Annotated in this window: 11 protein-coding genes; 6 read left to right on the top strand and 5 right to left on the bottom strand. The window is 39.2% G+C overall.

Annotated elements, in window-relative coordinates; translation table 11 throughout:
- The first annotated feature begins 62 nt into the window (after positions 1-62).
- The 5 genes from ACYZ0U_RS09330 to ACYZ0U_RS09310 all read left to right on the top strand — a co-directional run bounded on the left by ACYZ0U_RS09330 (position 63) and on the right by ACYZ0U_RS09310 (position 3,609).
- Positions 63-731 (top strand): hypothetical protein, encoded by a 669-nt coding sequence (locus ACYZ0U_RS09330; RefSeq protein WP_461451817.1) that lies wholly within the window; start codon positions 63-65, stop codon positions 729-731.
- A 114-nt stretch (positions 732-845) separates the two neighbouring features.
- A complete protein-coding gene (locus ACYZ0U_RS09325; RefSeq protein WP_461451816.1) occupies positions 846-1,007 on the top strand; it encodes a hypothetical protein in 162 nt (53 codons plus the stop codon).
- 134 nt (positions 1,008-1,141) lie between these two features.
- Positions 1,142-1,663: an acyl-CoA thioesterase gene (locus tag ACYZ0U_RS09320; RefSeq protein ID WP_461451815.1), complete on the top strand. Its 522-nt coding sequence runs from the start codon at positions 1,142-1,144 to the stop codon at positions 1,661-1,663.
- A gap of 6 nt (positions 1,664-1,669) precedes the next feature.
- Complete coding sequence (locus tag ACYZ0U_RS09315) at positions 1,670-3,166, top strand: YfcC family protein (protein WP_461451814.1); 1,497 nt, start codon at positions 1,670-1,672, stop codon at positions 3,164-3,166.
- A gap of 8 nt (positions 3,167-3,174) precedes the next feature.
- Entirely contained in the window at positions 3,175-3,609 is a 435-nt protein-coding gene (locus ACYZ0U_RS09310) for a hypothetical protein (protein WP_461451813.1), read from the top strand.
- A 234-nt stretch (positions 3,610-3,843) separates the two neighbouring features.
- On the opposite strand, the gene ACYZ0U_RS09305 is transcribed toward ACYZ0U_RS09310, so the two are convergent.
- From ACYZ0U_RS09305 to holA, 3 genes are all read right to left on the bottom strand, one after another.
- Positions 3,844-4,968 carry a carbohydrate-binding family 9-like protein gene (locus ACYZ0U_RS09305; protein WP_461451812.1) on the bottom strand — a complete coding sequence of 375 codons (1,125 nt, stop codon included), beginning with the start codon at positions 4,966-4,968 and terminating at the stop codon, positions 3,844-3,846.
- A gap of 15 nt (positions 4,969-4,983) precedes the next feature.
- On the bottom strand, positions 4,984-5,388 hold the full coding sequence (locus tag ACYZ0U_RS09300) for an EVE domain-containing protein (RefSeq protein ID WP_461451811.1): 405 nt from the start codon (positions 5,386-5,388) through the stop codon (positions 4,984-4,986).
- A 435-nt stretch (positions 5,389-5,823) separates the two neighbouring features.
- Positions 5,824-6,840, bottom strand: coding sequence for a DNA polymerase III subunit delta (holA, locus tag ACYZ0U_RS09295; protein ID WP_461451810.1), 1,017 nt, complete (start codon positions 6,838-6,840; stop codon positions 5,824-5,826).
- A gap of 148 nt (positions 6,841-6,988) precedes the next feature.
- Here holA and ACYZ0U_RS09290 point away from each other — a divergent pair, with 148 nt between their 5' ends.
- Complete coding sequence (locus ACYZ0U_RS09290; protein ID WP_461451809.1) at positions 6,989-7,462, top strand: type I restriction enzyme HsdR N-terminal domain-containing protein; 474 nt, start codon at positions 6,989-6,991, stop codon at positions 7,460-7,462.
- On the opposite strand, the gene ACYZ0U_RS09285 is transcribed toward ACYZ0U_RS09290, so the two are convergent.
- Both ACYZ0U_RS09285 and ACYZ0U_RS09280 read right to left on the bottom strand, forming a co-directional pair.
- Complete coding sequence (locus ACYZ0U_RS09285; protein WP_461451808.1) at positions 7,452-9,251, bottom strand: ATP-binding protein; 1,800 nt, start codon at positions 9,249-9,251, stop codon at positions 7,452-7,454. The genes ACYZ0U_RS09290 and ACYZ0U_RS09285 overlap by 11 nt on opposite strands.
- A gap of 113 nt (positions 9,252-9,364) precedes the next feature.
- A complete protein-coding gene (locus tag ACYZ0U_RS09280; RefSeq protein ID WP_461451807.1) occupies positions 9,365-12,013 on the bottom strand; it encodes a valine--tRNA ligase in 2,649 nt (882 codons plus the stop codon).
- Positions 12,014-12,223: the final 210 nt, after the last annotated feature.

Here is a 12,223-nt window from a genome sequence, read left to right as displayed (position 1 = left end):
GATTTTAGAATTTAGAGAATATGGTAACTAAAATACTACCATTACTATTATATTTACAGTATATGAACCTGAACATCAATCGCGTAAAATTCATCATTTCAACAGTAGCGGCATTTTTTATTTGCTGTTCTATGAACGCCAATTGCAATACACCGGGGCCTGCAACCGAAATACATGGTATAGTAACGGATGGCATTACAGGCAAGCCAATTGGTAATTTGCCTATGAGGGTGGGTAATTATACTTACGACCCGCATTATTTTAACACTAATGCAGACGGCAGTTATGACTTTAAGTTTAATCCGGAGAGGCTATATAGTTATTACCTGACAATTGCTCCATCAACTGTAAATAATTACCTACCTTCTATTTATACGGATAATATCCAGAAAACAGATGTAACGCAGGGAACGGATAACCTTATTAATTACAAGGCATATCCTGCCATAAACGTTACGGTCCATTTGATAAATCACTCCGACTATGGACAGAATGGCTTCCAATTGACAATATTAGATTCACTAGGAATTAATAATGGTTATTTGAATTTACTGTATCCAAATAACCATAATTTATTGTTGGATACAATTGCTAAGTATCAAATGGCGCACTATAGCCATGTCAGTTTCGACAGCTTTTTCATTAGCAGTGCCGGCGTAACGGCTAAAGACCTAAAACAAGCCTATATTTTGGGGAATAAGGATACGCTGATTAATATTACTAATCCTTAAAAAAGTGGGTTTATTGGGATTACGTCCGACATTGTCTTTCATAGTTATAAAGTTCGCGATGCTTCGTTCTCGCAATAACATGGTAGAGAGATATTGGTTAACGCTATATTGGCGATGATTTTACGCTTATGCTTCGAGTGCATCAGCATGACAATGCGCTTAGAAATGACAAATGAGTTTGAGTTAGCGATAGAAGTGGATACCGGCTTGTGGCTAATGCCTGCGCAGTATAAAAGGATAGCGCGGGCCGGAGGCAACGTCCAAAGCATGTTGTAGACTTTACGCTTTATTGATTTCTGGTGTAAACTAATTTACACGTTCTTCGCTGTGCTCAGAATGACAATGGGGCGAATAATGTGTTAGGGAAAATGACGAATTGGTTTGTATATTTACAGCTAAAACGCCGACCGATGCAAGGAAAGACCCCTAAGGAATCGTATACGATAATGAATGAGCTGGTATTACCCAATGATACCAATACGCTGAACAACCTGATGGGCGGGCGCCTGCTGCACTGGATGGATATTGCCTCGGCTATTTCGGCGCAAAAGCATTGTAACCGCATTGTAGTTACGGCATCGGTTGATAATGTGTCGTTTAAGGCGCCGATCAAGCTGGGCGATGTGATCAGCATTGAGGCGCGGGTTAGCCGCGCGTTTACCACTTCGGTTGAAGTAAGGATGGACGTTTGGGCGGAAAATATACCGAGCGGAACAAGGGTTAAAAGCAATGAAGCCTACTATACTTTTGTTGCACTGGACCATGATGGCAACACCGTGAAGGTGCCAGAACTGATACCGGAAACACCCGAAGAAATTATGCTATTTGAGGGTGCATTGCGCCGCCGCCAGTTACGGTTGATATTAGGCGGTAAAATGAACCCTGATGATGCTACTGAATTAAAGGCCTTATTTTTCGCGGCACAGCAATAGCGTTTTATGGCCAGCCTGAAGAAACTCCCCTCGCCCATAACTATCCTCTTTATTGTTATTATAATCGCGGCTATTGCTACCTGGCTACTGCCTGCCGGCGAGTATGATACGCTGAGTTATAACAGCAATTCGTTTACCATCAGCAGCGTTAAAGGTAATAGAATTGCGCCCGCCACGCAGCATACGCTGGATAGTCTCAGGATTTTAATAACGCTGGACAAATTTAAAAGCGGCGATATATTTAAACCGGTTGCCATACCGGGCACTTACCACCAATTGAAGGGTAACCGGCAGGGTTTTTTAGAAGTGATACAAGCGCCTGTAAAGGGGTTGTATGACAGCAGCGACATTATCTTTTTCCTGTTGTTTATCGGCGGTTTTATAGCCATTTTTCAAAAGACAGGCGCAATGGAGGAAGGCGTTGCCTGGCTATCGCATAAAATGCGCGGGCAGGAAGCATGGCTCATAATTATTATAACCTTCTTTTTTGCTTTTTGCGGTGCTGCCGAGGGCATGGCGGAGGAGGGTTTGGCCTTCTACCCTATTTTAGTGCCGCTGTACTTAGCTGCGGGTTACGACCTGCTGGTACCGGTAGCCGTAATATTCGCGGGGACCAATTTGGGTAACATGTCATCGTTCAGTAACCCATTCTCTACGGTGATCGCATCCAATGCGGCGGGTATTAACTGGACGGATGGCATTTACGAGCGCTTATTGTTCTTTATGATCACTACAGCTATATCCATCTGGTACATTGTACGCTACGCTCAAAAAACCAGAAAAACCCCGGCTATATCACTTGTTTTTCGTTTCGACGGCTTTGTAAAATCGAATTTCTCTGCATTTACGCACGAAGAGGGCAAACACATTAAACTGGAACCCAAGAATGCTTTGCAGATCTGCATTTTCCTGGGGACTTTGGGTGTGATGATCGGCGGGTTTATTGAGGGCTGGTCGATGGTTGGGGCTACGGCCCTGTTTATTGTGGCGTCGGTGCTTATTGCCTTAATCGCCCGAATGAAGGAAAAGGTTTTTATGGAGACGTTTATTGAAGGCGTTAAGTCCCTGGTTTCGGTAACGCTAATTGTTGGCGTAGCGCGCGGGGTAACCATCATTATGAATGACGGGCACATCAGCGGCACTTTGTTATTCTACTCCGCTATGTTGGTTGGTAAAATGCACGCAGTTTGGTTTATTTTAATGATGCTTGTTTTATACATGGTGTTTACGCTGTTCATTTCCTCATCATCCGGTATGGCAGTATTAACAATGCCGATATTTGGCTCGCTGGCGGTAATTGTAGGCGTGCCGGGCAAAGAGATCGTGAATGCTTACCTGTTTGGTATGGGGATCATGGGTTTTGTAACACCTACCGGGATAATGCTGCCCTCGCTGGATATTGCCAACGTAAGTGTAAAAGCCTGGCTAAAATTTATGTACCCGCTGATGGTGATATTGCTAGTAGTGGCGATGGTATTTTTGGTTGTAGGGGTATTAAGATAAATATAAGAATGAGTTACTTTAATACAGCCGCTAAAGGCGTCAAAATAGTTGAGAAGGGGATGATGATCATTATATTGGTATCAGTCGCTTTTAAATATACGGTGGATTACAATGCTGAAGTAGACTTGGTTGTGGCCGGTTTTCTGCTTGGTCTTTTTTACTTTCCGTTTGGATTTTATTTTTTAGGCAGACCATTGATCACATCTATACCATTCGGTTTTGTTTATGCTCTTGGGATTGGAGCCTTACTTTTAGGCGTATTGAAGGTGCATAATTATCAATACCCCCTGTTTACTATATTCCTGGTATTCTTAGGTATCACAATTTTCTTGTATTCCAAATTAAAATCAGGTGCTTATACCATTGAGTACATTTACGCCCAATTCTTCAGGCTGATATTTATCACGGTGTTGAATTTAGTGGTGCTGATATTTAGATTTTAATTATCCTGCAACTGTTTCAGCAATGTTTATTTCAGGGGAAAAACACGCGTTTTTTAGGAATTTTTTAGTCGAAACAGCAATTTTTCGGGCGGTTTAAGGTAGTTTTAAGGCAAAAAACCACTGTTTTCTATCAAAAAACAGTGGTTTTTTGTGCGATTTTAGATTTAATAAGTGTATTTTGATAGTCAAAAATGGTGTTTTTCGGGCTAAAGTAAACCATGTGTCTCAAATGTTTCACCTGTAACGCGAAACACCCAACTGGCTTATATCGCCCTGGTGGTCAATAGTCCATGTAATGTTATCATTCCCATCCGTTATCAAACCCATAAACTGGTGTGCTGTAGCCTCTAATGTAAGCTTATTTATCTTTCCTGATATCACTACATTATCAGTAATGCCTAACTTATCCAGACTTAATGCGTAGTTATGGTTCTTCCTGAAATATAAATGTTCGCGATAATAAATCAGCCATAAATAGCGCTTTTGGTCTTCAGCATAAGGCATCACAAATGTATTGTTACCTTTAACTGTTTTGTTGAACTGCAGGTATCCCCAACGTTCCGGATAATGCATATCAATCACTCCCTGCGGCGACCATACCCAGTTGTGTTCAGGCTTGGGCATGCCGTCCTCGGTTTGTTTAACATATTTGCCATCATGAATATCCGTATCCCATTCAACACGTGAGAAATTGATCCGCCAAAGGTCGCCATCTTGCGGGGTGAGAATATCATTACCTATACTGATCGATCTAAAAGGGATGGCCATTTCTACCGTCCAGCCTTTATCAACATCAGATGGATTATTTACAGTTCCCTGAACTTTAACAGCAGTTTTCAAACCTTCGGCATTCCAGTTGATCATAGCCGGGCCGCCATCACGATATGGGCGGTTTAAAAAGAGATCGAATAAAGTATTTATCGCATTTACCTCAAACTCGTAATAGTTATGGATGGTATTATCAGGGTTGATAAAAACCTCAAAATCATTATCATGATATACAATTGCATCATGCCTGGTTTCGTAGGCCCAAACGTTCGGTTCCTGTATTTCAGCAGCAATGTAAAGACAGCTATCGCCCCAAAGCATTTTAACCCGTGTTTGTAATTTGGGTAAAGGCTTTTTGTCGCCTTCAATATCCTCAAATTGCTCTGTCCAGGCGGCTTTACTCCAAACGGGATCATTCATACTACCGTCTATCAAAGGCGGAGTTTGCGTATAATGTACGGTATAATTAAGCGGCGTGGTGAACAGGTTTTCTAATCCCTTAAAAGCGGATTGCGCTTTGAGACAGAAAGTATTTAGTAAGATAAATGCAGTGAATAGTAATTTATAAACCAGTGGATTTTGTATTTTCATTTTCGCCTGTACAAATCAACTACCTAATTGTACAATACGGTCAAATTCTTCGCGCTTTACCCCCATTACCGATAACCGGCCTTGCCGTACTAAACCAATATTCTGAAGTTGTTCATCAGCTTTAATAGTTTCAAGCGTAACCGGATTTTTTAATGTTTCGAAGGGTACCAGGTCAACCACAACCCAATTTTTATCATCAGTAGTTGGATCCTGGTAAAATTCCTTAACTACTTTGGCTATGCCAACAACCTCTTTGCCTTCGTTGCTGTGATAGTATAAAACAAGGTCGCCTTCCTTCATTTCGCGCAAGTTATTACGCGCCTGGTAGTTACGCACGCCATCCCAAAAGGTGCGGCCTTCCTGGTTAAATTTTTCCCAGCTGTATTTATGGGGTTCACTTTTTACAAGCCAATAGTTCATTTTACTAAGGTAGTTAATGAAGTAAAGATGTTAAAAAAGAAGGGAACGTCAAAAAAGAAAAATGATTTAGCATAATCAGAAATAGATTATACGATACTCATCAATTACCAATAACCATTGGGGGATTATTAAGATCTCTTTATATATTTTTTATAAAGATGCTCAACATAGCCTACGCTCACGTAATCCAAAAATGTCCATTTAGGAAAACGCGTTCTTTGTAAGTGTTTAAGCGTACTAAAAATGATAACCAGTATAACCAATACCAGCCCTAATGAGAATAAAACAATACAAAAAATAATAAAAACATTCATGGTAAATCTTTCGCTAATTAGTGCGTTTTACGAAAATGAATGTAATTTGTTACCTAACAGGCAAAATTTTATTTTTTTACTACAACTATGCTGATTATTGAATTAGCTGACTAATAAATATTTAATGAAGTATTTTAAACATGAGTTCCTTTAGTAAGGCTCCATCTTCGGCATTAGAATCAACTCCTTTACTTTTCAGATCATATTCGCGTAAATAGCCTATGATCGATATTGTTTTTCCATAATCATAACTACGTGCAGCCAATTCATAATCCTTAGCAAAATATGGGTTAACGCCTATTTCTTTAGCAAGGTTTGAGCGGTCTTTAACATAATGACACGCCAGCACTTTGCTAAAAAAATTATTCAGATTACCCAATACCAATACAATTGGGTTTGCTTTGGGGTTAGCCTCGAAATAATTGACAATCTGGTTTACTTTGAACGCATTTTTTTGGCAAAGTGCCGTTTGCAATTCAAACACATTATATTCTTTGCTAATACCGATGTTATTCTGGATGTGTTCTAATGTTATCTCCTGTCCTTGCGATACATTCAGCATTAGCTTCTCGAGTTCGTTAGCGATTTTGGATAGATCATTACCTAAATATTCGGCCAGCATTGCTGATGCCTGCTGATTGATACGATAACCTTTGCCGGTGATATAACTTTCAATCCAACCCGGCACTTTGTTATCATATAATGTAGCCGATTCGAATATCAAACCGTTTTTCTCAATTGCTTTGTAGGTCTTTTTTCGCTTGTCGAACTTGCCATATTTATAGCAAAAAACCAATATAGTGCTTGGTAGTGGATTTTCGAGATAGGCCAATAACGGGTTAATGCTTTTTTTATCGTCATCATCTTTACCCCACTTCATATCCTGCGCTTCTTTTACCAAAACAACCTGGTAATCAGCCATCATTGGGTAACGCTTGGATGCGTTTAGTACCGACATCAGATCGGTATCCTTACCATAAAAAACAGTTTGATTAAAACCTTTTTCCGCATCCGACAATACCTGGTGTTCAACATAATTACTTACCTGATCTATATAAAAAGGCTCTTCCCCATGTAAAAGGTACAGGGGTTTAAATTTGCGGTTTTTAAGATCTTTTAATATATCGGCAGCGGTCATCTTAATTCAAAAATCAAAAGTAAAAATTCAAAAGCAATAGCTGTAGGAAATCAAAAACTAAAAATTAAATTAAAATTCAAAAAAAGAGAAGAAAGATATTTCCATATTGCCATTTAATACTTTTTGAATTTTTACTTTTGAATTATCAATGGATCAGCTGCAACCGCTTAATTTACCACCCTTCCCTTTTAAAATAAGCGACGGTAATGGTCAGCTAACCCTATTTGATGAGATACGAAAAAAACACATCATTATAACCCCGGAAGAATGGGTGCGCCAGCATTTTGTGCAGTATCTTATTAATCAAAAAAAATATCCAAGATCGCTGATTAAACTTGAAGGCGGCCTAAGGTTGAACGGCATGCCAAAACGTACTGATATTGTTGTATTTAATCCTTCAGGTAAGAAGATCTTAATGGTCGAATGCAAGGCTCCATCTGTAAGCATCAACCAAAAAGTGTTTGACCAGGTGGCGCGTTACAACATAACTCATAAAATTGGTTTGCTGGCTGTTAGCAACGGACTTGAGCATTATTATTGTACCATTGATTTTAACAAACAGAATTACCAGTTTATTGAGGAATTACCTGATTACACAGGTTCAGCTAATCTTAGGCAGTGATTGTAAGGCTTTGTATCTTCTCCAGTAACTCTTCGGGTTTAAACGGCTTTGATACATAATCGTTCATTCCTGAATTGTATACGCGTTCCCTGATATCGAACAACGCCGAAGCAGTTAAGGCGATGATTGGAATATTGGCTTTACGCGGATCAGGCATTTTCCGAATCTCAATAGCCGCATCAAATCCATTCATAATAGGCATTTGCAAATCCATTAAAATAATATCAAAATTGCCGTATTGCACTAATTGAACGGCACGTTCACCATTTTCAGCAATTGTTGGTGTTATATTCCATTTTGACAGTAGCTTTTTCATCAACATAACATTTACAACGTTATCTTCAGCAATCAGCATACGCAAATGGCTTAAGGTGTCATTCGCCTGGAATGGCAATTTGTTATCAATCTTTGGTACATAAACTTCGGTTGACACCGGAAATTCCATATTGAATGTAAATTCAGAGCCTTTACCAACAACGCTGTTCACATGCATTTTTAGGCCTTGTAACTCCAGCAAGCGCTTAATAATTGCCAAGCCTAAACCTGTACCACCATATTGGCGCGTAGTGGTAATAGATTCCTGCGCAAATGGTTCAAATATGGTATCTATATTACTTTGATCAATACCTATACCGGTATCTTTAACGGAAAAGTTTACAGTTATCATATTATGCCTGTCTTCAACAACACGGGTAGTTACAACCACACTCCCCTCTTTAGTAAATTTGATGGCATTGCTAACCAGGTTAAATATAATTTGTGTTATCCGTGTAGGATCGCCAAATAACACCTTACTAGTTAATGTATTATCAACATCCAATTTAAATTGCAAGCCCTTTTCTTCAGATTTTATTTTTTGCCCGCCGCAAATACTTTGCATTAGCTCCGGCAAGTTAAAGGCTATATTTTCAAAAACTACTTTACCGGATTCTATCTTATTGAAATCTAACACATCATTTACAATAGCCAACAGGTTTGTACCTGAGAATTTTAATATTTCAAGATTTTCCTTTTGATCATGCCTTGGGTTACTCATCAACAACAAGTTACTCATTCCGATAACTGCATTTAGGGGTGTCCGAATCTCGTGCGACATTACCGACAGGAACTCTGATTTTGCCTGCGACGATTTTTCAGCCTTTTGTATAGCTGATTCTAATTTTTCATTTAAGTCACTCTGATCTTCAGCCGTTTTTCTTAAAGCTTGTATATTCCTGTAGAAAGCATTGTAAAAATGGCTGTGTATATAAATCAGCAATATAAAATTAGCAAATATAGCAATGATAAGCGTCGACTGTTCAAGCTCTTCAGGTTTATGCTGAATAAAATAGGCATCGTTATATTGGATAACGAGAAACACGAGAACGGGAATTAGATTTAGTATGGAATAGAATATGCCATAAGTTTGCCCCAGCATGTAAAAGCTGAAGATGATCACCAATATAACCAATTGAATAGTTATGATATTTACATTTTGCAATGTATAATAAACGTTGGTTAGGTTTACAAGTGTGGCTAAAATGAGCAGGCCATGAGAAACAATGCTCCAATTACCGTTATAAGTAAGTATCTTGAAGAAAACGGCTGTTAATACAAGCATTAACAGCGCCGTATAGGTAAGCATCGGCTCATGCTGATAGTAAATATTACTAAAAAGCGCAGCAAGTGTTATGAACACTATACCTAAACCATAGTAAAGTAACCGGATACGTGCCTGGTCAAGAAAAGATTGATCATTTGATATGATTTTATCAAGTGATACATTAAAAAATCCGGCACGTTTGCTCATTAAATTTAAAACGGTTAATTATTGATGTTTAGGAGTTTAAATATATATCGGATGCAGGACATGGTCAACATCTTTTTTGCAAATTTTAATACCTAATTCAATAAATTATACAATTAACAAGCCAAAGCACCCAGGTTATCTTCAATGATCTTTAATTTGGCCTCTGCATCGGCTTTTTTCTTTAACTCGTTGTCAATAATATCAGGTTTGGCGTTGCTCATAAAACGTTCATTACTCAATTTAGCATTAACAGAACGTAAAAATCCATCCAGGTATACCTTCTCTTTCTTTAATCTTTCACACTCAGCTGCAGGATCAATAGTTTCTTCTAAAGGAATAAAAAACTCATCTGTATGCACCATAAAGCTGGCTGCACCAGTAATTTTATCTTCAACAATACTCAACTCACCTACATTTCCCAGTTTGGAAATAATTGAATTGTAGGCGGCATAATCGGTGTTGCTGTTTGGCTTTACGGCAAGCTGTAAAATTTCTTTTGGAGAAAGCTGCTTAGTGTTACGAACATTACGAATTTGGGTAATGATCTGTTTGATATTTTCCACAACTGAAATGAGGTGGGTATTTATTTCCCCATCCTTTGGTAATTGTGCAACAATGCAACAATCCATGTTATCACGCTCGCCAAATAACTCATCATGCCATAGCTCCTCGGTTATAAAAGGCATAAATGGATGAAGAATCTTCAGGATATTCTCAAAGAATATAATGGTGGTTGTATAGGTTTCTTTATCTATAGCATGCTGATAAGCTGGTTTTACCATTTCCAGGTACCATGCACAATAGTCGTCCCAAACCAATTTATAGGTAGCCATTAAGGCCTCAGACAAACGGTATTGTTTAAAATTATCTTCTATTTCTGCTAAAGCCTGGTTAAAGCGGCTATCGAACCATTCTATAGCTATTTTATTAGGATTTGGTAAGCTTTCATCAACTTCCCAACCTTTGATCAACTTGAAGGCATTCCATATTTTGTTGGCGAAATTACGGCCCTGTTCGCAATAGCTCTCATCAAACATCAGGTCGTTACCGGCAGGTGAGCAAAGCAGCATACCTACCCTAACACCATCAGCGCCAAATTTTTCGATCAGTTCAATCGGATCAGGCGAGTTACCCAATGATTTGGACATTTTACGGCCCAGTTTATCCCGAACGATACCGGTTAGGTAAACATTTTCAAACGGCAACTTACCACGGAACTCATGCCCTGCCATAATCATCCTCGCTACCCAGAAAAATAGAATTTCGGGCGCGGTAACCAGGTCATTGGTTGGATAGTAGTAGTTGATATCGGCATTATCAGGATCTTTAAATCCGTCGAATACTGAGATTGGCCATAACCATGAGGAGAACCAGGTATCAAGAACGTCTTCATCTTGTACTAAGTCTTCAGATTTGAGATCTGAAATTTGAGATTTGAGATTTTTGGCCTCCTCAAACGCCTCTTCTCTCGTTTTAGCAATCACATATTGCCCGTTTGGTAAATACCAGGCCGGAATCTGCTGTCCCCACCACAACTGTCGGCTGATACACCAATCCTTTACATTTTCCATCCAGTGGCGGTAGGTATTGGTGAATTTTTCCGGGATCAGTTTTATATTACCATCCAAAACATAATCCAGCGCTGGTTTAGCCAGCTGATCCATTTTGCAGAACCATTGCATGGAAAGTTTAGGTTCAATAACCGCATCGGTACGTTCAGAAAAACCGATCTGTGATTTATAATCATCAACTTTTTCTAAGGAACCTGCTTCTTCTAAAAGCGAAGAAATCTTTTTACGTGCGGCAAAACGATCTACCCCAACTAAAATTTGAGCTTTTTCATTCAGCGTACCGTCATCATTCAAAATATCAATAACTGGCAGGTTATGTTTAATACCGAGTTCATAATCATTCAGATCATGCGCCGGTGTAACCTTTAAACAACCGGTACCAAAGTCCATGGTAACATATTCATCCTGTATGATTGGGATTTCCCTGTTGATCAATGGGATGATCACTTTTTTGCCATGCAGATGGACGTATCTTTCATCATTTGGATTGATACAGATCGCAGCATCAGCCATAATGGTTTCCGGACGGGTTGTGGCAACGGTTAGAAAAGTTCTCGCTCCTTGCTCTTCGCTACCGACAACTTCATATTTTATATAATATAGCTTCTGATTAACTTCTTTACGGATTACTTCCTCGTCGCTAACCGCTGTTTTTCCTTGCGGATCCCAGTTCACCATGCGCACTCCACGGTAAATTGAGCCTTTTTTGTACAGATGAATAAAGGTTTCAATTACCGCATCGGATAACTCGTCGTCCATGGTAAAACGCGTACGGTCCCAATCGCATGATGCACCCAACTTTTTAAGCTGATCTAAAATAATACCGCCATATTTTTCCTTCCATTCCCAGGCATAGCTTAAAAATTTTTCACGGGTAAGATCCTTTTTAGCGATGCCACGTTCTTTCAACATGGCAACAACCTTTGCTTCGGTGGCAATGCTGGCATGGTCAGTTCCGGGAACCCAACAGGCGTTTTTACCTTGCATACGGGCACGGCGGATCAATACATCCTGTATAGTATTGTTCAACATATGGCCCATGTGCAAAACACCGGTGACATTTGGCGGAGGCATTACAATGGTGTAGGGTTCACGTTCATCAGGCACCGACCTGAAAAACTTGTGTTCTAACCAATAGCTGTACCATTTATCTTCTGCGTTTTTGGGCTGATATGTTTTTGGAATACTCATAGCGTGCAAAAATAATTAATTAGTTCGTAGTTGATAATTCATTCTCAGGAGTAATTATCAGATATTGGGTACTTATTGAAATCAATTGCCACAATATTTTTACAATTAACGTGTTAGTGTTTAAATAGCCTTAATATTATGAAAACACTGCCAGCAAAGCATTTTTTTTATTATCTGCTAAAAAAGTCAGGCGTTTATGCTTTTATAAAC

This window comes from Mucilaginibacter sp. (assembly GCF_965225845.1).
Classification (GTDB): domain Bacteria; phylum Bacteroidota; class Bacteroidia; order Sphingobacteriales; family Sphingobacteriaceae; genus Mucilaginibacter.
Note: the sequence above shows the minus strand (reverse complement) of the source record. Positions and strands in the feature narration are given on the sequence as shown.